The following is a 22,843-nucleotide window of genomic DNA, read 5'->3' as shown; positions in this document are numbered from 1 at the left end:
CAACGGAGTCATCATGGTTCACGTCACCACGAAGATCGAACGCGCCGACACGACGCTCATCGATGAGCTCGGCACCTTCTCGGCAGCCACCATCCACGAGGCCCAGGGCCGCAAGGGCGCTCTCGACTCAGGCATCAAACCGCTCGACCGCGACATGTCGTTCTGCGGATCCGCGTTCACCGTCGTCTGCCATCCCCGCGACAACGTCATGCTGCAGGTCGCGATCAGCTATGCGCAGCGCGGCGACGTACTCGTTGTGGCGTCCGGAGACCAACCGGCCGGGCAATTCGGCGACGTCCTCGCCAACGCCTGCGTTGCCCGAGGCATCTCCGCGCTCGTCACCGATGGTGGCGTGCGCGACACCCGTGAAATCCGAGAACTCGGATTCCCGGTGTTCTCGAAGCACGTGTGTATAGAGGGGACGGTGAAGGAGACGCTCGGCCCGGTCAATCAGCCCGTCGTGTTCGGTGGCCAGATCATCTACCCAGGCGACGTCGTCAAGGGTGACTGCGACGGAGTCGTCGTAGTACGCCGCGACGAAGTCCCCTTCGCGATCGCCGCCTCCCGGGAGCGGGACGCCGCCGAGGCGGCGTACATCGAACGTTACAGAAACGGTGAGACACCCATCCAGGTCTCGAATCTGGCGGCCATCCTCGAGACGAAAGGTCTGACAGTCGATCGGTAGAGCAAGGCCCTTGCCGGTTCGACTCGCACTCGCCTGCCCGGCGATGCGGTTCGGACCGTGGCCGGTCAGTCGGCGGCGATACTTGCCACACACGGCACGCAATCCATCGAGAAACTCGCGGCGGTGTACTGCATTGCCTCGGTCACCGCCGCAGTCGACTCGCCCCGGAACCGGAAGGTCGCGCCGATGTCGACGTAGCCGTCTGTCTCGGTGATGACGGACCCCTCCTCAGGTATCGACCGATGGTAGGGCGCATGTGTCGGTGGCACGTCGTAATGCGTCGCCAGAATCCGGCACGGCGGCGTCACCGCCGGCTTGATGAGCAGCTGACCGGTCACCGAGCCGCGGGCGAACAGGTGTGCGCCGGGACTCCGGCCGAGTTGGATGTCGAGGGCAGCGCCAACCAGGTCGTAGCCGTGCACTTCGCGCCACAGGTGGGTGACTTCGGCGCCGCCTGGTCGCGCCGCCACCTCGAGTAACTGCATCTGCGGCACACCGGAGGCAGTTCCGAGGAAGAACTCGAGGTGGAATACCTGGGGCGCCCCGTCGCTGAGCGCGGTGAGTACGGAGTACGCGAAATCAGGCACCGCGGCGACCACAGTCGGATCGTCGATCTCGACGATACCGAGACTGGCGCCGCTGGTGGCGAAGTCCAGGCACGTATCCAGGCATTGGGAGACTCGCCAGGGACCCAATTCGGTGCCGGTCCAGACCCCGTCCACGATGCCGACCTGATCCGGACAGAAGCGCTGCACGAGAAACGGTTCGGCCGCAAGATCCGGCAACGCGGTCAGGTCGGCGGCGGAGTGCAGCTTGACGACATCGCGGCTGCCGGATCCGAACCGGGGTTTGACGATCAGCGGAAATCCGTGCAGCTGCGCGAAACGCGTGATCGCCGCGGTGTCGGGTGCATCGCCGAATGCCGGAGTCGGCACCCCGCCGGTGGCCGCTGCCGAGTACATCGCGAGCTTGTCCCGGAACACGCGGACCCGCTCCGGGCGGTCGCCGGGGAGGTCGAACTCCGCACGCAACTCGGCCGCCGTGAGTAGGTCGAACTCGCTGACGGTGACGATCCGTTGCGGAGTACCGAATCGAGCGGCCATGGCACGCACCGAAGCCGACACACCGGTCATGTCCTCGAGGATGTGGACGGCGGCGGCTTCTCGTTCCGGTATTCGGTGCCGGGCGGCCTGCGAGCAGACGTAGGACACGGCAACGGAATCGTGATCGAGGTGGTCGAGATAGGGCACCACGGCCCCGCGCGTTCGATGGATGACGGTCACGTGCGGTTGCATGCGGGTCTCCTCCGAACCGATCGGTGATGTCGTCATGCGGTCACCATGTCCTCGCTGTGATAGATGGGGGTGTTGCGGTGGCGGCGCAATCCGAGGGCCCATATGAGCGCCACGAATACGGCGACGAGCAGTGCCGCTGCAATGAAAACGGGACGCGGATTCCCGCCGAGCAGCTGTGTGGACAGACCGGCGGCGACCGTGCCCAGCGCGGCGGCCGCCAGGAGTACAGCCCGCATCACACTTGTCGCTCGGCCGAGGAATTCGCGCGGTACCAGCTGCTGCCGCAAGGTTCGGACGACGATGCTGGCGAGCGCGCTGGCCCACACCAACCCGGCATTGGCGATGAGCAAGCACCAGGCATTCGGGGCCAGACCGGCCGCGGTCAGCGCGACACTGACCAGCAGCATCGCAGCCGAACAGACCGGCGCGGGACGGTATCGCGCGGCGATCGCGGTAGCGGTGGCGGCGCCCAAGGCCCCGCCCAATCCGCCGCCGGCGACTACGAAGCTGGTCAGCAGCGGCGACGCGTGCAGGCGATCAGAGGCGAAGAAGACGACGAGCGTCTCCACTCCCTGGCAGATATTGACGATCGCGAGGAGGGTGGTGAGTGCGATCAGGATCGTGTGTGAGGCGAGGTGGCGCAACCCTGCCCAGAAGTCTGTCACCAGGCCTGACCGGCGCAGCGGTTCTCGGTACGAGCCGGCAGCGGTACCGCGCGGCAGGAAACCGAGGGTCGACAGCGAGATGACGAATGTCAGCGCGTTGACCAGCAAGGCCAGTGAAGTGCCGCCGAGCAGGGCGAGGATACCGACCAGCCCGGGGCCGACAAGGACCGATGTCTGATTGGCGGTCTCGAGAAATGAGTTGGCGCGCAACAATTCCCGGCCACGGTACAGGTCGCGCACGGCTATCGCCAGCGCGGATTCGAAGAAGACGCCGGCCACGCCGGCTGCGAAGGCCAACACGAGAATGACGCCGACCGGCCCGGTCCCTAGGCATGCAAGACCGAACAGTCCGAAGAACACGACGGCTCGCACCGCGTCGGCGGCGATGAGGACATGCCGGGGATCGGACCGGTCGACCAGCGGTCCGGCGACGAGACCGGAAATCAAATAGCCGAATGTGCGCGGTGATGCGGCGAGGGCCGCCGCTGTCGCCTGATGGGTGAGGTGGAGAACAAGCAGCGGAACGGCCAGGACGGCCAGTCCATCACCGAGCAGCGAGATCGATTGACCGCCGAGAAAGAGTCGATTCCGGGTGGGACCGGTCATGGCTGTCGCTCCGAACTTCTCAGTCTCACGCCGATGATGATCATACCGTCAAATGACGGCTCGTTATGTATGATGTCGCTGAAGAATGGCACTCTAGTTGGGTGTTACAGGTGTGGTCGATCGGGCCCGCGACCCTCGTCTAGGTATCTGCAGGTGGGACCATGTATGTGGAACTGACGGCATCCAATGTCCGGCCGCCGGAGTGGAGCGTGCTGGAGGCCACGACTGCGGAGTACGCGGTCTCCAGTCGGTGGTTGGACACTATGGGCCCCCTCCTGCCGGGTGAATTGCACTGGCTGGTCGCCCATGTGGATGGGCTGCCGCAGGTCGGGATGTGTGCCCGGTTCTTATCCGCGCCTCCATACGAGTCGCGCTACGACATCGCCGCGATTCTGCGCGGCGAAATCCCCTCGTTCCGGCCGCGGGAGACGACGTGGCCGGTGCCGAATGTCGAGTCGTTGTATCCCGCGGTGTCGGTCGTGCTGCCGGGCTACACATGCGTACCGGCTGGTCCTGGTGCGCAGGACCCGATCCTGCTGCGCGACACCGTGTCCGCGGTGCGGGCGTGGGCTGCCGAATGCGGTGCCCGGTCGGTGTCGTTCCTGTATGTGCCTGAACGGCAACATGTTCTGCGTCGATGTCTGACCGAGTTGGGCGCGACCCACGTGCCGTTGTATCCGACCTGCGTATTGTCCATTGATGCCGCCGGCGGCATCGACGGCTACCTGGCTCGACTGCCGCGGGAGCGGCAAAAGGGCCTGCGGCGACTGCTGCGGAGGCTCGAAGAAGGAGGAATGACCCTGGGGGAGGCCGATCTCGACGAGGTCCGCGACGATGTACTGGACCTCCGGCTGGGTTTGCTGCGCAAATACAACTCCACCGCCGATCGTGCGGTGGAGCGCACGGCGGTGGACCGCATGATCCGCAACTACCCGCCCGAGGATCGCGTGGTGACCACGATTCGGTCCGAGGACCGGGTTGTCGCCTTCAATCTGTCTCTGCGCCACGGTGCTACGCTGCGGTCGATTTGGAATGGCCAGCGGCCGGAGGTGAACGGCGGCTACTACTTGACGGTCTACTACGGGCAAGTTGCCGCGGCATTGCGCCGCGGAATCGCCACCATCGACTACGGCACGCTGAGATGGCAGGACAAGACCGAATTCGGTTGCCATCTCGAGGACTTGTCCGGGTTCACGTGGCATTCGTGAACTAACCTGTGCCATTCACGGCAATCGAGTCGTCGTCGGTGGCTACTACCGAGACTTCCACACCTGCGCAGCAGGCTGACCTGCCCCTTGGGTTATCGGGACGATCTTGCTTCGACCTTGGCGGACCGCGGGATGAGACATGGCTTGGACCGACAATCCTGTTCCCGGCCCGGTCTCGATCAGAATCGAGCTACGGTGGGCGAGCAGATCCGACAGCGCGTCCCAGAACAGCACCGGATGCGCGATCTGGCCCGCCCAGAATCCCGGATTCTTCGCCTCATCAGCGCGCAGTGGCTGGCCGGTCCGGCCCGACCAGATCGGTATTTTCGGCTCGTGCAGGCGCTCGGCCGCGATGGACCGCTCGAACACGGCCGCGGCACGGGCCATACCCGGACTGTGCCACGGTTGCCGGGCCGGCACCGCAATGGTCACGAACCCTTGCTCGCCCAGCATCGATTCCGCCGTATGCACATCCGGGTCCGGGCCAGCGACGATAGTGCGGCGAGGTCCGTTCACCGCGGCGACCGTGACACCGGCCCGCACCCATTCCGCACGCAGTTGACGCCGGACGACCTCAGGATCTGCCGCGACCGCGAACATGCCGCCCGGCGGCGCGAGGTCCAGCGCGCGCGATCGCGCGGACATGATTCGTGCGGCCGAACGCACATCGAACACCCCCGCCACCGTGGCGGCGGCCAGTTCACCGACACTGTGACCGAGCAGCGCGCCGACATTCGCTCCGGCCCGGATCAGCATGGTGGCGAAGGCGTATTCGATCGCGAAAATCAGGGGCTGCGCGACCCGGCCGTCATCGAGATCGGCCGCAGGATCATCGGAAAGCCAGCGATGCTTGGGCTCGACTCCTTCCTCGGACATCAGCGTGAGGAATTCATCGATCGTCGCCGCGAATTCCGGCTGGTGACGGTAGGTGTCCAGGGCCATGCCGGTGTGCTGGCTGCCTTGCCCTGGTAGCAGCAAGGTGATCGGCTGCTCGGTCATGGAAGCTCCCTGCGTCGCATTTCTGTCGAGGCAGGGATCGTGGTCCCGTCATCTATTCGGAAGACGGCGGCCTCGGGGAGCGTGCGTCGGCACAGCCCACTGAGCGCTTTTCCTGGACCTACCTCGACATGGTGGGTGGCGCCCAATGATGCCATGGTCAGCGGGGTGTCCACCAAGCGCACGTGCTGAACCCCTGACCATCAGCGCGACCGCCCGCTCCGCGTTCGTCGACTCGATCAGCTCGATGAATCTGTCGACCGCGGCGATTCAGCCCGACACCACCGCTTGACGCGAGTCGCTGTGGTCAGCCACCTCGACCACTTCGTCGCTGCCTGATGCCCCCATGGCACACAACTGCTCAACGGCTGCGACGTCGGGTCCGAGCGCCTTTCGGACGATGTGAGGTAAGGGTCGTTCAGCTCACCGACGTTGGTCGACCTCGCCGCCAACGCGCAACCGGCTTCGATAGAACTGCCGGCCCGGTAGCTCTTTACCCACGTTCACAGAATCGACACTGAGGCCTACGACTGCGCTTCGAGTTCAAGCCGACATATGATGGCTCAACTGATAAAGTGCCGATCGTTGACGGAACGTAGAGTGACGTCCCCGCGAGATCAACGTCGATTTGGGCTCACTCATCGGGAATCTGCAGGTGCGATGCGTGTGGTATTGAGGACATCCCGAACTCGGCCCCCGGAATGGGGCGTGCCCGAGACCACGACCGCGGATTTCGCGGTGTCCGCCCGGTGGCTGGAGACACTGGGGCCACTGCTGCCGGGCGAGCCGCGCTGGGTTGTCGCCGACATCGACGGGAAGCCGCAGGTCGCCCTACACCCTCGGCTGCTGACAATTCCTCCCGCCGAGCCGCGTTACGACATCGCCGCCATCCTGGGCGGCGACATCCTCGCCCGATCGACGCCCGGCTGTCCCGGCCACGCACGACGCCGAGTTGCCGCATCCTGCAGTACTTGCGCTGCCGCCCGGCTATGCCTGCCTGCCCGCAGGGCCCGGCGCGACCGACCCCGTCCTGCTGGCTTACACCCTGCGGACCGTGGACACCTGCGCCGGACAGCAGGGCGCCCGATACGCGTCGTTCCTCTGTGTCCCTGAGCGGCAATACATCTTGCACCGCACGCGGGGAGAGTTCGGCACACGTTCGGTCGAGCTGTACCGACTTGCGTCGTGCTGCTCGGTGACGGGCTGGCCATTCCGGCGATCCCGCTACTGGTGTTGCAATTGACACACAGCGCGATTGCTGTGGCCTACTCCGAGTTCGCCGACAACGACCCCGCCCCGCCTTCCTCGGGGCCGCAGCTTCTCATCGCGGTTTCCGCCCGCTCATCTGGACTACGGGGCTGCACCACCACAACACTCCTCTGCACCACCGCGACGAAAAGTTGGTGACTACATGAAGCTCTACACCGGCGAGCGACTGGCCGCACTGGCTCACCGACACCGCCTGCCCGACGACTACCTGCGTGACTTGCGCGTCGTCTCTGCCGTGCTGCCGTTTCGGGTGAACAACTATGTCACGGAGGAGCTGATCGACTGGGCAGCAGCGCCCGAGGACCCGATCTTTCGGCTCACCTTTCCACATCGAGACATGCTGCCGCCCGAACTGTTCACGAGCATCGACGAGCTATACCAGGCAGGCGGCTCCCGGGATGTACTCCGCAAGGCGGCAGCGCAGGCTCGCCGCTTGCTGAATCCGCATCCCGGCGGTCAGATAGACGCAAACATTCCGTTGCTCGACGGGCAGCCGGTACTCGGCCTGCAACACAAATACCGTGAGACCGTGTTGGTATTCCCTTCCCAAGGGCAGACCTGTCATGCCTACTGCGGCTACTGCTTCCGCTGGGCCCAGTTCGTCGACACCGAAACTCGCCAAGCTCTCTCCGCGCCGGCCGCCATGGCCGCATACCTGCAGCAGCATCCGGAGGTCACCGATGTGCTGTTCACCGGCGGTGACCCACTGATCATGAAGACGGCAGTACTGCGCCGCTGGGTCGATGCGCTGCTGACACCAGGGGCTGCGCAGATCCGGACGCTACGCTTCGGTACAAAGGCGCTGTCCTACTGGCCGGCACGATTTACCGATGACGAGGACGCCGACGATCTGCTTCGCTTATTCGAGCAGTGCGTAGCCGCAGGCCACCATGTGGCGGTGATGGCGCATTTCTCTCATCCGCGGGAACTGCAGACTGCCACGGTGCGGCGGGCCATCGCCCGAATAAGGGGCACCGGGGCGGTCATCCGGGCGCAGGCGCCGGTGGTCGCGCACGTCAACGACAACGCCGAGGCCTGGGCGGACCTGTGGCAGCAACTGGTCGAACTCGGGGTCGTCCCCTATTACATGTTCGTCGAGCGGGACACCGGCGCCCGCAATTACTTCGAGGTTCCACTGACGAAAGCACTGAGCATCTACACCGACGCCATCCGGGGGGTGTCGGGGCTGGCCCGAACCGCTCGCGGCCCGGTCATGTCCACCCGAATCGGAAAGGTCCTGATCGATGGCGCTCCCACCATCATGGGCACCAAGGTTTTCGCCCTACGCATGCTGCAATCCCGAGATCCGGACCAGGTCGGGCAGCAGTTCTTCGCCCACTACGACCCGACCGCGCACTGGCTCGACGACCTGAAACCCGCTCTGGGCACCGCAGTTCCCGGCTCGCCGGGCGACACACCGACTGCTACATCAAGCTAGCCCTCTCGGGGTTGACGACCAGGACGCTCGACTTCGGCCAACCTTCGGCGGCCGCGGCGGCGTGCATGCGGTCGATGTTGTAGGGCTTCGCCTTATCGGCCTCGCCGCCCCGTCACAACGTGCGTTTCGGTACGATCAGCGCACCTGTCACGCCAAGCCGAGTGTCGGAAACGACATCTCCTGCACTGTTTGCGACACCGGTTCCGGGAGCTGGGCCCGACCGGGCGAAGGCACGTGGATGACACGCTGTTCCCACTCACCGTCGAGCACGTCGGCGTTCCATCGCTTGTTCCAGCCGAACGGCATGAGATGCACCCGCTCACCACGTGCCTCGAGCCGCTCGGAGAGACTCGACAGAACCTCCTTGGCGATCGCCACGTCGGATCGGTTGCCGGGAGTGGCCAAGTGCGAAAAGCCGTTGATGACGATGGACGTCGCGTCGGTCTTGGTCACGACACGCCGAATCATCTTCGTCGCCCCCGACAGCGACGAGAGGTCGCCGCGCTCCACGCCGACCATCAGCGCGAGGCAATCGGAGAACGACTGTGCCGCCCCCACCTTCGCGGGCTCGAGCCAGATGGCCGATGAGCTTGCCGTCGTCACGGTGTATTCAAATGTCCGGCAGCGGCTACTGAAGATTTTCATATGCAACCTCATAGGGGAAGCCATTACAGGAAGATCAAGGTGCCCGTCGCGTCTGGCCGAGAACCGGAAACGATATTTCAGTATTGTTTTCGACAGGGAATTCTCATCTTTGCCCGAGATCGGATTGTCGACTGCGGACTCGCTATTGCGATGTCAACCTTCTATTCGGTTCGCACAGACAGCATTTCGCGATCCGACCGCCGAGGTTGCAGGTCGATTCAACAACGAGTCCCCCACCCCGCATCGCAGTCTGCAAACGGATGGCTTCGCTTCACCCCAATCCCTGGAGATAGACGGAGACGGGTGTGCATACGCACTTTCGGTCCCCGTGCTCGCACGTGCATTTCAGTGCAATACCCTGCTTTCCAAGCGATTTCGGTACGCTGACGATCGCTACGGTAACGCGATCGTGTCGACGCGGTCAACACTCCCCGTCGGGGATCGCAGTTCAGACCGGGGTATCCGCCTCATATAGCGAATTGCACTTGAAAGCAACGCCGTGCCGCGTGATCGCCGTGCTCACACGCAACGGCCGACGAGCCAGGTCGCGGTCGTATTCGTCCTCGCCTCAGGTCCACTTCACCTCAGCGAACACCGGTCTCGCGTCGTCACCCACCACTCCGTCCGATGATGACTTCCCACCACTGGGGGATCGCTGCCGGGAACAGCTCGTACGCGGGGAGGTTGCGCACCGACCCGCCCTCATCGCTGCCGCATCGGATCGCCTGTTTCCGCCGGCAAAGCGGCGACGACTTTACCAACAACCTCGATCACCGATACCGGAGACATCCTGTTCTACAGGACGCACGAAACATCCCGCCAACGCACCGGCATTTGACACAGCGCCCTTCGGCAATCCGGATATTCGACGGTAGCCTCGGCGGAATATCTGAATTCGATGCCCACGGCAAAGGGGAAAGGCTCGTTTCGGCTTTCTCGCCTCGCTGTGGCGAATCCAGAATTACTCTCACACCCTGCGTCCTGGCCCTGCGCCGAGGCACTCGAACTGACCACTAGCACTGTCGACCTCGCACCATAACCCCGCAACTATTGCCGCATCGTGTTGTCGACAAGCTGCGCGATCGGGCTAGGTTCAGGGCGCAATCGATACCGGGTACAGGCTTACCGTGCGTTATGACATCACCGATGCCGGTGCGCTGATGCTCATCAGCGCACCGCGTCGATGTCCACGACGCCATCGAGGCTCGGGGGGTCGGAGCAAAAGCCCTGGTCGACTGAGATCTCCCCGCCAACGTCGGCCCTACCCGCACGTCGAACCTCCGTCGACAAACCCTGTGGGCCAGAACGGCCGCAGACCTGCGAAAATATGCGCTGAACTGCGGCTTTACCGCACTACCTCGGTAGGCGAGGAGGACTTGAACTTCCGACACTGCTACCACCGGACCCGCTCACCGGATCATTCCGCGTTGCTCCTGCACCAGCACCCTGTTGAATCCCGGCGGCCGCCATCAGCTCGACGACTACACCGTGAATCCAAGGGCGCGCAGCTGTTCGCGACCATCCTCGGTGATCTTGTCCGGGCCCCACGGCGGAATCCAGACCCAGTTGATCTTCAGGTCCTCCACCAATCCGCTGCGGACCAGCGCGTTGCGCGACTGGTCCTCGATGACGTCGGTGAGCGGGCAAGCCGCGGAGGTGAGGGTCATGTCGAGGACGGCGGTGTTGTCCTCCTCGACGCGCAGACCGTAGACCAGGCCCAGATCGACGACGTTGATGCCGAGTTCCGGGTCGACGACGTCTCGCATCGCCTCTTCGATGTCCTCGAGCAGCTTGATGTCCTCGGCGGACAGCTCGACCTGCTCGGCCGGGTCGACCTGCTCGGCCGTGTCGGTGGCCGCTGTGTCACTCATGACGCTTCCCCGTTTCCCATCGGACCCTTCGCTTCTTCCCTGATGTCGCCCACGGCGCTCTCGGGGCCGATCCTGATCACAGCGTCCTTGAACGCCATCCACCCGAGCAGCGCGCACTTCACCCGCGCCGGATACTTGGACACTCCCGCGAGGGCGATCCCGTCGCCGATCACCTCCTCGTCGCCTTCGACGGTGCCACGGCTGGAGATCATCTCGCTGTAGGAGTCGACAACCTTCAGCGCCTGCTGCACCGGAAGGCCGATCACCTGGTCGGTGAGGATCGAGGTGGCGGCCTGGCTGATCGAGCAGCCCTGTCCATCATAGGAGACGTCGGCGACGTCGCCGTTGTCATCGAGCCACACGCGCAGTGTCACCTCGTCGCCGCAGGTGGGGTTCACGTGGTGCACCTCGGCACCGTACGGCTCTCGGAGCCCGCGGCGATGCGGGTGCTTGTAGTGGTCCAGGATCACTTCCTGGTACATCTGCTCCATGCGCATGTTTTATGCAACTCCGAAGAACGTCTGGGCCTTCCGCACTGCGGCGACCAGCGCGTCCACCTCGTCGAGGGTGTTGTAGGCCGCGAACGACGCGCGCGCGGTGGCCGGAATCCCGAGGCGTCGCATGAGCGGCCACGCGCAATGGTGACCGACGCGCACCGCGACGCCTTCGTCGTCGAGAATCTGCCCGACATCATGCGCGTGGATTCCGTCGACCACGAACGACACGGCGCCCCCGCGATCCACATTCTCGGTCGGGCCGACGATACGGACGCCGTCGATCGCACCGAGACCCTCCAGCGCCGCACCGACGAGCGTGTGCTCATGCGCGGCTACCGCTTCCATGCCGATGTCCTCCAGATACCGCACGGCAGCGCCCAACCCGACTACCTGCGAGGTCATCGGCACACCGGCCTCGAACCGCTGCGGCGGCGGCGCGTAGGTGCTGCGCTCCATGGTGACGGTCTCGATCATCGAGCCACCGGAGATGAACGGTGGAGTCTCCTCCAGCAGCGCCCGGCGGCCGTAGAGCACGCCGACACCGGAAGGTCCGAACATCTTGTGCCCGGAGAACGCGGCGAAATCGATGCCGAGCTCGCGGAAGTCGACCGGCATGTGCGGCACCGACTGGCAGGCGTCCAGCACCGTCAGTGCGCCGACGGCCTGTGCCCGGCGGACCAACTCGGCGACATCGGTGATCGCGCCGGTGACATTGGACTGGTGGGTGAACGCGACAACCTTGGTGGCGGGCGACAATTCGAGGGAAGCGAGGTCGATCCGGCCGTCGTCGGTGATCCCGAACCATTTCAGCGTCGCACCCGTGCGGCGCGCGAGTTCCTGCCAGGGAACGAGATTCGCGTGATGCTCCAGCTCGGTGATGACGATCTCGTCACCTGGGCCGACGTGGTATGGGAACCGGTTGTCGGCGAACGAGTAGGTCACCAAGTTGAGCGATTCGGTGGCGTTCTTGGTGAACACGATCTCGCCCGCGTCGACACCGACGAACCGCGCGATATCGGCCCGCGCGCCCTCGTAGGCGTCGGTCGCCTCCTCGGCGAGCTGGTGCGCGCCGCGGTGCACCGCCGAATTGCTGGTGATCAGGAAGGCCCGTTCCGCCTCGAGCACGTCCAACGGCCGCTGCGAAGTCGCGCCGGAGTCCAGGTACACCAACGGTTTCCCGTCCCGAACCGTACGGCTCAGGATCGGGAAGTCGGCCCGGATACGGGCGACGTCGAGGGTGCGGACCGTAGCGGTCATGTCAGGCTCCAGCGGTAGCGGACTGGGGGACGGCAGTCGGCGAAGCCGACGGGGTGGGTGAGTTGTGCGTGAAGCGGACGTAGCCGTTGGCGTCGAGTTCTTCGGCGAGTTCGGCGCCGCCCTCGGCGACGATGCGCCCACCGACGAACACGTGCACGAACTGCGGCTGGATGTAGCGCAGGATGCGGGTGTAGTGCGTGATCAGGAGGACGCCGCCATTTTCCCGCTCCTTATAGCGGTTCACCCCCTCGGAGACGACGCGCAGCGCGTCGACGTCCAGGCCGGAGTCCGTCTCGTCCAGGATGGCGATCTTCGGCTTGAGCAGGCCGAGCTGCAGGATCTCGTGGCGCTTCTTCTCACCACCGGAGAAGCCCTCGTTCACACTGCGATCGGCAAAGGCGGCGTCGATCTCCAACTCGCTCATCGACTCCTTCACCTCCTTGACCCAGTGCCGCAGCTTCGGGGCCTCGCCGCGCACGGCGGTGGCGGCGGTACGCAGGAAGTTCGACATCGAGACACCGGGGACCTCGACCGGGTACTGCATGGCCAGGAAAAGACCGGCCCGTGCGCGCTCGTCGACGGACATCTCCAGGACGTCCTCACCGTCGAGGGTGATCGAACCCTGGGTCACCGTGTACTTCGGGTGCCCGGCGATCGCGTACGACAGGGTCGACTTGCCCGAACCGTTAGGGCCCATGATGGCGTGCGTCTCACCGGATTTCACCGTGAGGTTCACACCATTCAGGATCTTGATGGGCGCACCGGACTCGTCCGGGTTGGCGACCTCGGCGTGCAGGTCCTTGATTTCCAGGGTGGTCATCGAATTCGAATTCCTTTGCGGGGTGGGTAGTTCGGTTTTCAGACGCCGATCGCGGCGAGTTCGGCTTCGATGGCCGACTCCAGCCGCTCCCGGATCTCGGGCACCGCGATCTTCTGGATGAGCTCGTGGAAGAAGCCGCGCACCACCAGGCGGCGGGCGGCGTCCTCCGGGATGCCGCGGGCGCGCAGGTAGAACAGTTGCTCGTCGTCGAAACGACCGGTCGCACTCGCGTGTCCGGCGCCGACGATCTCGCCGGTCTCGATCTCCAGGTTCGGCACCGAGTCGGCGCGGGCGCCGTCGGTGAGAACCAGGTTGCGGTTCACTTCGAAGGTATCTGTGCCTTCAGCGGCAGCGCGGATCAACACGTCGCCCACCCACACGGTGCGGGCATCACCCTTCGGTACGTGCGCGGAGCTTGCGGAGCGCCCATCGGACTCAGCCGGGTCGCCTTGCAGCGCACCCTTGTACAGCACCCTCGACTTGCAGTACGGGACCGCGTGATCGACGAGCAGACGCTGCTCGAAGTGCTGGCCTGCGTCGGCGAAGTAGAGGCCGAGCAACTCGGCGTCGCCGCCGGGGCCGTCGTAGCGCACGGTGGCGGTGAGGCGCACCAGATCGCCGCCGAGGGTGACCGCGATATGCCGCAGCGTGGCATCGCGGCCCAGTTTGCCGTGGTGTGCGGTGGCGTTCACGGCATCGTCGGCCCAGTCCTGAACCGCGACGACGGTGAGCTTCGCGCTGTCACCGAGCACGAATTCCACGTTCTCGGCGTAGGTTCCGCTGCCGCGCTGGTCTATCACCACGGTCGCGGCCGCGAAGTTGTCCAGCCTGATCTGCAGGTGGCCGTAGGCGGTCTTGCCCTCGCCGGGGCCGGTGACCGTGACGACAACCGGTTCGGCGACCTCGGTCTCCTCGCCGACCGACACGATAGTGGCCGACTCGAAGCCCGAATAAGCCTGCGCGGCAACCCGGTCCGACGGCACACCCGCCTCGCCGAGGCGAGAGTCGGTGCGCGTCACGGTCTCGACCTTCACGCCGGCGATCGAGGTGACCTCGACCGTGGCCTGGCCGTCCCGGACCGCGGTGCCGTCGTGGAGCCCACGCAGGCGGCGCAGCGGGGTGAACCGCCACGCCTCGTCGTGCGAAGAAGGCACCTCGAAGGCGTTCACGTCGTACGAGGTGAAGACCTCGCCCTTGTTGGTCGCGGCCCCTGCGCCCGGGTTCTGAATCGGCTTGGCCGTGGGGTTCTCGCCCTCGACCGCTCCAATCACACCAGTCCCCATCAGCCAACGGCCCCTTCCATCTGCAGCTCGATGAGCCGGTTCAGTTCCAGTGCGTATTCCATCGGAAGTTCCTTGGCGATCGGCTCGACGAAGCCGCGCACCACCATCGCCATCGCCTCGTCCTCGGTGAGGCCACGGCTCATCAGGTAGAACAGCTGGTCCTCGGAGACCTTCGAGACGGTCGCCTCGTGGCCCATGGTCACGTCGTCCTCACGGATGTCGACGTAGGGGTAGGTGTCCGAGCGGCTGATCGTGTCGACCAACAGCGCGTCGCACTTCACGGTCGACTTGGAGCCATGCGCGCCCTTGTTCACCTGGACCAGGCCGCGGTAGGAGGCGCGGCCGCCGCCGCGCGCCACCGACTTCGACACGATGGTCGAGGACGTGTGGGGTGCCAGGTGCAGCATCTTCGCGCCGGTGTCCTGGTGCTGGCCCTCGCCGGCGAACGCTACCGAGAGCACCTCGCCCTTGGCGTACTCGCCGGTCATCCACACCGCCGGGTACTTCATGGTGACCTTGGAGCCGATATTTCCGTCGATCCACTCCATGGTCGCGCCCGCCTCCGCCTTGGCCCGCTTGGTAACCAGGTTGTAGACGTTGTTCGACCAGTTCTGAATGGTGGTGTAGCGGCAGCGGCCGCCCTTCTTCACGATGATCTCGACGACCGCGGAGTGCAGCGAGTCCGACTTGTAGATCGGTGCGGTGCAGCCCTCGACGTAGTGCACGTAAGCGCCCTCGTCGACGATGATCAAGGTCCGCTCGAACTGGCCCATGTTCTCGGTGTTGATCCGGAAGTAGGCCTGCAGCGGGATGTCGACGTGGACCCCCGGCGGCACGTAGATGAACGAGCCACCCGACCAGACGGCGGTGTTCAGCGCGGAGAACTTGTTGTCACCGGCCGGGATCACCGAGCCGAAGTACTGCTGGAAGATCTCCGGGTGCTCCTTCAGGCCGGTGTCGGTGTCCAGGAAGATCACGCCCTGGGCCTCCAGGTCCTCGCGGATCTGGTGGTAGACGACCTCCGACTCGTACTGCGCGGCGACACCGGCGACCAGGCGCTGCTTCTCCGCCTCGGGGATGCCGAGCCGGTCATAGGTGTTCTTGATGTCCTCGGGCAGGTCTTCCCAGCTCTCGGCCTGCTTCTCGGTCGAGCGCACGAAGTACTTGATGTTGTCGAAGTCGATGCCGTCGAGATTGGAGCCCCAGTTCGGCATGGGCTTGCGATCGAAGATCCGCAACGCCTTGAGCCGCTGCTCGAGCATCCATACCGGCTCGTTCTTCTTCGCCGAGATGTCGCGGACAACTGCCTCGGACAGACCTCGTTGCGCACTGGCGCCGGCCACATCCGAATCGGCCCAGCCGTAACCGTATTTGCCCAGCGAAGCGATGGTCTCTTCCTGGGTGAGCGGTTGCACCTGGTCGGTGGTCGTCGTCATTCGGCACTCCTTCCGGAGTCGTTCGTTCGTACCGCTGCGGGCTGTGCAGCGGTTTGTGTTGACGTTTTCTTCTCGCCGATCGGCAATACCAGCAGCGGCACGTGCGTGGTACACGCGCAGTCGCCGTTGGCGATCGTGGCCAGCCGCTGCACGTGGGTGCCGAGCAGCTCGCGGAACGCCTCCAGTTCGGCCGCGCACAGCTGCGGAAACTCCTCGGCGACGTGCGAGACCGGGCAGTGGTGCTGGCAGATCTGCACGCCCGCGCCCACCTTCCGGGTGGTGGCGGCGAACCCGGCTTCGGTGAATGCCTCGGCGATCTCCTCAGCCTTGGCCTCGGTGTCTGCGGCATTCTGCTCCCCGGCGGCGTGCTGTCCGACGGGTTCGATCCCAGCCACGATAGTGCGTGCCCGTTTGCGCGCGAACTCGGTGATGGCTTTTTCGCCGCCGATCTCCCCGAGCTGCCGGATGGCCGCACCAGCCAGGTCGTCGTAGGCGTGGCCGAGCTGGCCGCGCCCCGCGGCAGTGAGCTGGTACTGCTTGGCTGGGCGACCGCGTCCCTTCTGCTGCCACGGCGCCGATCGGCTCGCCCGCGCCTGACCGGAGTCGATCAGTGCGTCCAGGTGCCTGCGCACGCCCGCCGGAGCCAGGCCCAGCTTGCTCCCGATGGCGGTCGCGGTGATCGGCCCCTCCTCCAGCAGCAGGTGAACGATGGCCGCACGGGTGTGTCCCTCGGTACCGACCGTCACATGAGCAGCAGACGACCCGGCACCAGCCTTGCGACCGGCCCCTTCGTCGTTGTCCCGCAAACCCACGGTTTTCACAACATCAGTGTGGCGGAATTCGTTCCCGAAATCTAATAAGGGTGACCTGAGTTATTGCCGCCCGACCTGCGGTCGAACGGCCGGGACGCCACGGGACTGGCCAAAGTCCGCACACCATGCGTCCGAGATGAACCCGATCCAGCAACGAAGTGACGTATCACACAGCACCAGCCGGAGTAATCCCCGCCGAAAACGCCGAGCGATTCAGCACGCAGATCGGTGAACCTGCTCGGGTCGGCCGGTCGATGGGCGTTGTTCACACGATGCGAAAGGCCGTGCGGCAGGGAACTCACGGGAGCCGATGGCCGACTTTCATCGAGGTTCACCGCCGGCATCGAACTCCGTGCAGACCGTGGGCGGAAGATCTCGGGCTATCGTGCCGTGCCGTAACAACCTCCGGGTGACAGACAGGTACACGGGCCACAGTGATGGGAGTGAGCATTAGGCTTCGTCTCGTGGCGGTACTGGAGGGCGCACGGCGCAGCACACTGGCGTTCGCGCGCCGGGCACTCGGACTCGACGTCCCCGCGGCCGATCACACGATCGCGGTCCTGCATCGCGACGAGTCGGAGGTGCCCGGCCTCGACCGCAAGGAGCTGGTCCAGCTCGACCGGATCCGCCTGATGGGCGCGACCGGCACGGTGCTGATGGCGATCAGCGCGCTCGGTATCGGCGCGCAGCCGGTACACCAGAATCCGACCTCCGGCGTGCGCGTGCTCGGCATCTTCGCCCGCGCGCACACCGGTTCGCTGGCCATGTGCATGACCGGCACCGTCGTCGTCGTACTGGCCTGGCTGCTGCTGGGCCGGTTCGCGGTCGGCGGAGTCGGCGGCTCCCCCATCCACCGGCTGACCCGCTCGCAGCTGGATCGCACGCTGCTGCTGTGGCTCATCCCGCTCAGCGTGGCCCCACCGCTGTTCAGCAACGACGTGTATTCCTATCTTGCGCAGAGCGAGATCGCCGCGCGCGGCATCGATCCCTATCAGGAAGGCCCGGTCGCGGGACTCGGGATCGACAACGTCCTCACCAACAATGTTCCGACCATATGGCGCGATACTCCCGCGCCCTATGGGCCGTTGTTCCTCTGGATCGGCCGCGGCATTGCCGAACTCACCGGCGACAACATCATCGCGGGCGTTTGGGTGCACCGGATCCTGGCGCTCGGCGGCGTCGCGCTGATCGTCTGGGCACTGCCACGACTTTCGGTGCGCTGCGGTGTCGCGCCGGTGAGCGCGCTGTGGCTCGGCGCCGCCAACCCGCTGGTGCTGTTCCATCTGGTCGGGGGCGTGCACAACGACGCGCTGATGCTCGGCCTGATGCTGGCAGGGTTGGAGTTCTGTCTGCGCGCCATCGAGGACACCCACCCGTTCGATGGACGCGCCTACGCGTGGCTGATCACCGGGGCGGTCATCATCACGCTCTCGTCCTCGATCAAGTTCACCTCGATCATCGCGCTCGGCTTCGTCGGCATGGCCCTGGCCAGAAGATGGGGCGCGGCGTTGCGCACGGTCGCGATCGCGGCCGCCACGCTCGGCGCGATCGCCGTCGGCACAACACTTTTCATCAGTTCGGTGAGCGGGCTCGGGTTCGGGTGGATCTACACCCTGAACACCGCGAGTGTGGTGCGCAGCTGGATGTCGCTGCCGACAGTGCTCGGCATCATCACCGGGTTCGGCGGCGTGCTGCTCGGACTCGGCGACCACACCACAGCATTGCTGAGCATCACCCGGCCGATCGCGGGCTTGGTCGCAGGCTTCTTCACCGTACGAATGCTGGTCGCCACCGGCACCGGGCGGTTACATCCGGTCGGCGCGCTCGGCGTGGCGCTCGGCGCCATCGTGCTGCTGTTCCCGGTGGTGCAGCCCTGGTATCTGCTGTGGGCGATCGTGCCGCTGGCCGCGTGGGCGACCCGGCCGGTGTTCCGCCTCCCGGCCGTGGCGTTTTCGGCGGTCGTGAGCGTGATCCTGATGCCGCGCGGCGCCGACCTCGAGGTGTTCCAGATCGTGGGCGCCGCGATCGCCACCGTGATCGTCGGGATACTGTTCGTCGTCATCACCCGCAACGCGCTGCCCTGGCGGGGGCAGACAGGGGTGTCTGCTCCATCACAGCTGCCCGCCTCTTACGGTGTGACATCGTGACCGAGCGCAGCGAGGGAGCCATCAACACAGCACCAACGGACGCGACGCAGCCGAGCGCCAGCGAGGCGGAGTCGTGACCGGACCCGCCGTCAGCGTCGATCACGTCGTCAAGCGTTACGGTGAGACCACGGCGGTGGACAGCCTGTCCTTCGAGGTCGAACGGGCGCAGGTGCTCGCACTGCTCGGCCCGAACGGCGCCGGCAAGACCACCACGGTGGAAATGTGCGAGGGATTCGCCTCGCCGGACGCAGGTTCTGTGCGCGTGCTCGGCCTCGACCCGGTGGCTGATTCCGAACGGCTGCGCCCCCGCATCGGCGTGATGCTTCAGGGAGGCGGCGCGTACCCGGGTGCGCGGGCGGGCGAAATGCTCGACCTGGTCGCCGCATACTCCGCCGATCCGCTCGACCCGGAGTGGCTGCTACGCATGCTCGGGCTGCAGGACAACCGCCGCACGCCCTACCGTCGTCTCTCCGGCGGACAGCAGCAGCGGCTCGCACTGGCCTGCGCACTGGTGGGCAAGCCGGAGATCGTGTTCCTGGACGAACCCACCGCGGGCCTGGACGCACAAGCCCGGCTGATGGTCTGGGAGCTGATCGATGCCCTGCGCAGGGACGGGGTGACCGTCGTGCTGACCACGCACATGATGGATGAGGCCGAGCAGCTCGCCGACCAGCTGGTGATCATCGATCACGGCCGCATCGTCGCCTCCGGCACCCCCGCCGAGGTCACCGCGCACGGTGCGGCCGGACAGCTGCGGTTCTGCGCTCCGCCGAAGCTGAACCTCGAACTACTGACGACGGCTCTGCCGGAAGGATTCGCGCCCAGGGAGACCGCGCCCGGCACGTATCTGGTGGAGGGTGAGATCAATCCGCAGGTGCTCGCGACGGTTACCGCGTGGTGCGCGCGGATGGACGTGCTGGCCACCGACATCCGGATCGATCAGCGCCGCCTCGAAGATGTCTTCCTGGAACTGACCGGACGGGACCTGCGCGGATGAGCCAGCACGACCTGACCGCCAACCGCTTCGCGCCGGGCACCTTCACCCCCACCCCGCGCCCCAGCTCGCGCGCCGCGATGATGATCGCGCAGACCCGGCTGGAACTGATCCTGTTGCTGCGCAATGGAGAACAGCTGCTGCTGACCATGTTCATTCCGATCACCCTGCTGGTCGGCCTGAGCCTGCTGCCGTTCGGCGATCTCGGCACGGATCGGGTGGACAAGATCGTGCCCGCGGTGATGATGGTTGCCGTCATGTCGACCGCGTTTACCGGCCAGGCCATCGCGGTCGGCTTCGACCGTCGCTACGGCGCGCTCAAACGGCTCGGCGCGACGGCGCTGCCGCGTTGGGGCGTCATCGCGGGCAAGAGCGCGGCGGTGCTCATCGTCGTCGTGCTGCAGGCGATCCTGCTCGGCGTGATCGGCTTCGCGCTCGGCTGGCGCCCCGAGCCGGTTGGTCTGCTGTTCGGCGCTGGTGTGATCGCGCTCGGCACCGCCACCTTCGCGGCGATGGGGCTGCTGCTCGGAGGCACCCTCAAAGCGGAGGTCGTGCTCGCGCTGGCGAACATCCTCTGGTTCGTCATGCTCGGCATCGCCAGCATCGTGTTCGCCTCCGATGACCTGCCGACGGCGGTGAACGTGCTGGCCCGGCTGATCCCCTCGGGCGCGCTGGCGGTCACTCTGGAGGATGCGATGCGCAGCAGCGTCGACTGGTTCGGGGTGGCCGTGCTCGCGGTCTGGGGCGGCGCGTCCGGCGTCCTCGCGACCCGGCTGTTCCGCTTCCACTGATTCATCCAACGACGGAATGTAGTAGACCGAGTGCGGGCACCCGATCCGCCCCGGCTACCATTCTCGACGTGCTGTATCGCGCGTTTCTGCGACTCGTCGACAAGCTGCCGCTGCCCTCGCTGCGGGTCCAGCGCCTGATCGCGGTCGCGGTCATCCTCTCCCAGGCGGGCATCTCGGTGACCGGCGCCGTCGTCCGCGTCACCGCGTCCGGCCTCGGCTGCCCGACGTGGCCGCAGTGCTTCCCGGGTAGCTTCACCCCGGTCGCGGTCTCGGAGGTTCCGGCCATCCACCAGGCCGTCGAATTCTCCAACCGGCTGCTCACCTTCGCGGTCACGCTGTGCGCCGCACTGGTGGTGCTCGCGGTGACCCGTGCGCGCCGCCGCCGCGAAGTGCTCGTATACGCGTGGCTGATGCCCGGCGGCACGGTCGTGCAGGCGATCATCGGCGGCATCACGGTGCGCACCGGCCTGCTGTGGTGGACGGTCTCGATGCATCTGCTCGCGTCCATGGCGATGGTGTGGCTGGCGGTGGTGCTGTACGCGAAGATCGGCGAATCCGACGACGGCATCGACACCGTACGGGCGCCCGCGCCGCTGCGCTGGCTCACCGGGCTGAGCGGTGTCGCGCTGAGCGCCGTGCTCATCGCGGGCACCATGGTGACCGCGGCGGGGCCGCACGCGGGCGACAAGAGTATCGAGCGTCCGGTCGAGCGTCTGCAGATCGAGATCGTCACGCTGGTGCACCTGCACTCGCAGTTGCTGGTCGGGTATCTCGCGCTGCTGGTCGGCCTGGCATTCGGCCTGTTCGCCGTCGGCATCACGCCCGCGGTACGCACCCGCCTTTTCACGCTGCTCGCGCTGGTCTGCTCACAGGCGCTGGTCGGCGTGGTGCAGTACTTCACCGATGTTCCCGCGACCCTGGTCGTCGTCCACGTCGGCGGAGCTGCGGCATGCACCGCCGCGACCGCCGCACTGTGGGCCGCGCTGCGCACCAGGGAACGGGTCGCAGCGTCGGTACCGGACACTGCCACGCAGGCGGCCTGACCGCCCGCTGCGGGTACCGTGGTCGTACGTGTCGACGCCTGAGCCGAAAACCCAAGCCCCCGAGCCATTTCCCGACATCGAGCCCTACGACCACGGCCTGCTCGACGTCGGTGACCGCCACCGGATCTACTGGGAGACGAGCGGCAACCCGACCGGCAGACCGGCGCTGGTCGTGCACGGTGGGCCGGGCGGCGGAGGACGGCGCGGGGCACGCAAGTCGTTCGACCCGGAGGTCTACCGGATCGTCCTATTCGACCAGCGCGGCTGTGGGGAAAGCCTGCCGCACGCCTCCGACCCAGCGGTCGACATGGCACACAACACCACACACCATCTGATCGCCGACATGGAACAGCTGCGCAAGCACCTCGGGATCGACCGGTGGCTGCTCCACGGCGGCTCCTGGGGTTCGACGCTGATCCTCGCCTACGCCGAGCGTCACCCGGAGCGGGTCAGCGGGATCGTGCTCGTCGGCGTCACGATGACCAGACCCGAAGAGATCGACTGGCTCTATCGCGGGGTCGCGCGGCTGCTACCGGAGCAGTGGGAGACATTCCGCGGCGGCGTGCCCGCCACCGACCGCGGCGGCGATCTCGTCGAAGCCTATCGCCGTCTGCTCGAAAGCCCCGACCCGGCGACACGCGACTTGGCGGCGCGGCGGTGGTGCGCATGGGAGGACGCCGTGATCGCGCACGAAAACCTCGGCAGCCCAGGCCAATACAGTGCCAAATCGGACGCGGCGCGGCTGGCCTTCGTGCGGATCTGCACGCATTACTTCGCCAACGCCGCATGGCTCGAGGACGGACAACTGCTGCGCGAGGCACATCGGCTGGCGGGTATCCCTGGCGTTTTGATCCACGGCAGACTCGACCTGAGCGGCCCGCTGTACACCGCCTGGCAGCTGGCCGAGGCATGGCCCGACGCGGAACTCCAGGTCATCGAGAATTCCGGACATACCGGCAGCCCGGCCATGCGCACCGCCGTCCTGCGAGCCATCGCCGGATTTGCGAGTTAAGTCCGAATTGTGACTTAAGTACCTGCCATCGGTGTCCGGCGACCCCGTTGTCCGCAGTGTCCGGCTGCCAGTG

Annotated in this window: 19 protein-coding genes; 8 read left to right on the top strand and 11 right to left on the bottom strand. The window is 66.0% G+C overall.

The features are described from left to right. Positions 1-13: 13 nt before the first annotated feature. The gene (locus AB4Z47_RS07940; protein WP_441949137.1) at positions 14-685 is read left to right on the top strand and encodes a 4-carboxy-4-hydroxy-2-oxoadipate aldolase/oxaloacetate decarboxylase; all 672 of its coding nucleotides are present in this window, start codon (positions 14-16) and stop codon (positions 683-685) included. A 65-nt stretch (positions 686-750) separates the two neighbouring features. On the opposite strand, the gene AB4Z47_RS07935 is transcribed toward AB4Z47_RS07940, so the two are convergent. Beyond that, the gene (locus AB4Z47_RS07935; RefSeq protein ID WP_441949135.1) at positions 751-2,016 is read right to left on the bottom strand and encodes an ATP-grasp domain-containing protein; all 1,266 of its coding nucleotides are present in this window, start codon (positions 2,014-2,016) and stop codon (positions 751-753) included. Beyond that, positions 2,013-3,251, bottom strand: coding sequence for an MFS transporter (locus AB4Z47_RS07930; protein ID WP_441949133.1), 1,239 nt, complete (start codon positions 3,249-3,251; stop codon positions 2,013-2,015). The genes AB4Z47_RS07935 and AB4Z47_RS07930 overlap by 4 nt, the downstream gene beginning before the upstream one ends. 161 nt (positions 3,252-3,412) lie before the next feature. On the opposite strand from AB4Z47_RS07930, the gene AB4Z47_RS07925 reads away from it, so the two are divergent. Then, positions 3,413-4,459 carry a GNAT family N-acetyltransferase gene (locus tag AB4Z47_RS07925; RefSeq protein WP_441949131.1) on the top strand — a complete coding sequence of 349 codons (1,047 nt, stop codon included), beginning with the start codon at positions 3,413-3,415 and terminating at the stop codon, positions 4,457-4,459. A gap of 45 nt (positions 4,460-4,504) precedes the next feature. Here AB4Z47_RS07925 and AB4Z47_RS07920 read toward each other — a convergent pair whose 3' ends face one another. Further along, entirely contained in the window at positions 4,505-5,458 is a 954-nt protein-coding gene (locus AB4Z47_RS07920) for an acyltransferase domain-containing protein (RefSeq protein WP_441949129.1), read from the bottom strand. A 1,408-nt stretch (positions 5,459-6,866) separates the two neighbouring features. Here AB4Z47_RS07920 and AB4Z47_RS07915 point away from each other — a divergent pair. After that, positions 6,867-8,162, top strand: coding sequence for a KamA family radical SAM protein (locus AB4Z47_RS07915; protein ID WP_441949127.1), 1,296 nt, complete (start codon positions 6,867-6,869; stop codon positions 8,160-8,162). A gap of 147 nt (positions 8,163-8,309) precedes the next feature. On the opposite strand, the gene AB4Z47_RS07910 is transcribed toward AB4Z47_RS07915, so the two are convergent. The 8 genes from AB4Z47_RS07910 to AB4Z47_RS07875 all read right to left on the bottom strand — a co-directional run bounded on the left by AB4Z47_RS07910 (position 8,310) and on the right by AB4Z47_RS07875 (position 16,792). Next, complete coding sequence (locus AB4Z47_RS07910) at positions 8,310-8,807, bottom strand: threonyl-tRNA synthetase editing domain-containing protein (protein ID WP_441949125.1); 498 nt, start codon at positions 8,805-8,807, stop codon at positions 8,310-8,312. A 1,481-nt stretch (positions 8,808-10,288) separates the two neighbouring features. Then, a complete protein-coding gene (locus tag AB4Z47_RS07905; protein ID WP_441949123.1) occupies positions 10,289-10,678 on the bottom strand; it encodes a metal-sulfur cluster assembly factor in 390 nt (129 codons plus the stop codon). After that, complete coding sequence (gene sufU, locus AB4Z47_RS07900) at positions 10,675-11,175, bottom strand: Fe-S cluster assembly sulfur transfer protein SufU (protein ID WP_441949121.1); 501 nt, start codon at positions 11,173-11,175, stop codon at positions 10,675-10,677. The genes AB4Z47_RS07905 and sufU overlap by 4 nt, the downstream gene beginning before the upstream one ends. A gap of 3 nt (positions 11,176-11,178) precedes the next feature. Further along, the gene (locus AB4Z47_RS07895; RefSeq protein WP_441949120.1) at positions 11,179-12,432 is read right to left on the bottom strand and encodes a cysteine desulfurase; all 1,254 of its coding nucleotides are present in this window, start codon (positions 12,430-12,432) and stop codon (positions 11,179-11,181) included. A 1-nt stretch (position 12,433) separates the two neighbouring features. Next, positions 12,434-13,252: a Fe-S cluster assembly ATPase SufC gene (sufC, locus tag AB4Z47_RS07890; protein ID WP_441949118.1), complete on the bottom strand. Its 819-nt coding sequence runs from the start codon at positions 13,250-13,252 to the stop codon at positions 12,434-12,436. A gap of 38 nt (positions 13,253-13,290) precedes the next feature. Beyond that, a complete protein-coding gene (gene sufD, locus AB4Z47_RS07885) occupies positions 13,291-14,535 on the bottom strand; it encodes a Fe-S cluster assembly protein SufD (RefSeq protein ID WP_441949117.1) in 1,245 nt (414 codons plus the stop codon). Next, positions 14,535-15,971 carry a Fe-S cluster assembly protein SufB gene (gene sufB, locus AB4Z47_RS07880; protein WP_441949115.1) on the bottom strand — a complete coding sequence of 479 codons (1,437 nt, stop codon included), beginning with the start codon at positions 15,969-15,971 and terminating at the stop codon, positions 14,535-14,537. The genes sufD and sufB overlap by 1 nt, the downstream gene beginning before the upstream one ends. Continuing rightward, on the bottom strand, positions 15,968-16,792 hold the full coding sequence (locus tag AB4Z47_RS07875) for a helix-turn-helix transcriptional regulator (RefSeq protein WP_441949113.1): 825 nt from the start codon (positions 16,790-16,792) through the stop codon (positions 15,968-15,970). The genes sufB and AB4Z47_RS07875 overlap by 4 nt, the downstream gene beginning before the upstream one ends. A 455-nt stretch (positions 16,793-17,247) precedes the next feature. Between AB4Z47_RS07875 and mptB the strand changes: the two genes are divergently transcribed. The 5 genes from mptB to pip all read left to right on the top strand — a co-directional run bounded on the left by mptB (position 17,248) and on the right by pip (position 22,770). Beyond that, positions 17,248-18,930 carry a polyprenol phosphomannose-dependent alpha 1,6 mannosyltransferase MptB gene (gene mptB / locus AB4Z47_RS07870; RefSeq protein WP_441949112.1) on the top strand — a complete coding sequence of 561 codons (1,683 nt, stop codon included), beginning with the start codon at positions 17,248-17,250 and terminating at the stop codon, positions 18,928-18,930. 73 nt (positions 18,931-19,003) lie between these two features. Next, entirely contained in the window at positions 19,004-19,927 is a 924-nt protein-coding gene (locus AB4Z47_RS07865; RefSeq protein ID WP_441949110.1) for an ABC transporter ATP-binding protein, read from the top strand. Continuing rightward, positions 19,924-20,715: an ABC transporter permease gene (locus AB4Z47_RS07860; RefSeq protein WP_441949109.1), complete on the top strand. Its 792-nt coding sequence runs from the start codon at positions 19,924-19,926 to the stop codon at positions 20,713-20,715. The genes AB4Z47_RS07865 and AB4Z47_RS07860 overlap by 4 nt, the downstream gene beginning before the upstream one ends. Before the next feature lie 68 nt (positions 20,716-20,783). Continuing rightward, positions 20,784-21,758 (top strand): COX15/CtaA family protein, encoded by a 975-nt coding sequence (locus tag AB4Z47_RS07855; protein ID WP_441949108.1) that lies wholly within the window; start codon positions 20,784-20,786, stop codon positions 21,756-21,758. 28 nt (positions 21,759-21,786) lie between these two features. Continuing rightward, positions 21,787-22,770 (top strand): prolyl aminopeptidase, encoded by a 984-nt coding sequence (pip, locus tag AB4Z47_RS07850; protein WP_441949106.1) that lies wholly within the window; start codon positions 21,787-21,789, stop codon positions 22,768-22,770. The last annotated feature ends 73 nt before the right edge of the window (positions 22,771-22,843 follow it).

The organism is Nocardia sp. 2TAF39 (assembly GCF_052114905.1).
Classification (GTDB): Bacteria; Actinomycetota; Actinomycetes; order Mycobacteriales; family Mycobacteriaceae; genus Nocardia.
This window is presented reverse-complemented; position numbering and strand designations above follow the sequence as displayed.

Coding starts and splice junctions, on each gene's coding strand:
- AB4Z47_RS07910 (WP_441949125.1), bottom strand. CDS start 8,807: ATGAAAATCTTCAGTAGCCGCTGCCGGACATTTGAATACACCGTGACG.
- sufU (WP_441949121.1), bottom strand. CDS start 11,175: ATGCGCATGGAGCAGATGTACCAGGAAGTGATCCTGGACCACTACAAG.
- AB4Z47_RS07935 (WP_441949135.1), bottom strand. CDS start 2,016: ATGACGACATCACCGATCGGTTCGGAGGAGACCCGCATGCAACCGCAC.
- AB4Z47_RS07915 (WP_441949127.1), top strand. CDS start 6,867: ATGAAGCTCTACACCGGCGAGCGACTGGCCGCACTGGCTCACCGACAC.
- AB4Z47_RS07920 (WP_441949129.1), bottom strand. CDS start 5,458: ATGACCGAGCAGCCGATCACCTTGCTGCTACCAGGGCAAGGCAGCCAG.
- sufC (WP_441949118.1), bottom strand. CDS start 13,252: ATGACCACCCTGGAAATCAAGGACCTGCACGCCGAGGTCGCCAACCCG.
- AB4Z47_RS07940 (WP_441949137.1), top strand. CDS start 14: ATGGTTCACGTCACCACGAAGATCGAACGCGCCGACACGACGCTCATC.
- sufB (WP_441949115.1), bottom strand. CDS start 15,971: ATGACGACGACCACCGACCAGGTGCAACCGCTCACCCAGGAAGAGACC.
- AB4Z47_RS07925 (WP_441949131.1), top strand. CDS start 3,413: ATGTATGTGGAACTGACGGCATCCAATGTCCGGCCGCCGGAGTGGAGC.
- AB4Z47_RS07930 (WP_441949133.1), bottom strand. CDS start 3,251: ATGACCGGTCCCACCCGGAATCGACTCTTTCTCGGCGGTCAATCGATC.
- AB4Z47_RS07895 (WP_441949120.1), bottom strand. CDS start 12,432: ATGACCGCTACGGTCCGCACCCTCGACGTCGCCCGTATCCGGGCCGAC.
- sufD (WP_441949117.1), bottom strand. CDS start 14,535: ATGGGGACTGGTGTGATTGGAGCGGTCGAGGGCGAGAACCCCACGGCC.
- AB4Z47_RS07860 (WP_441949109.1), top strand. CDS start 19,924: ATGAGCCAGCACGACCTGACCGCCAACCGCTTCGCGCCGGGCACCTTC.
- AB4Z47_RS07905 (WP_441949123.1), bottom strand. CDS start 10,678: ATGAGTGACACAGCGGCCACCGACACGGCCGAGCAGGTCGACCCGGCC.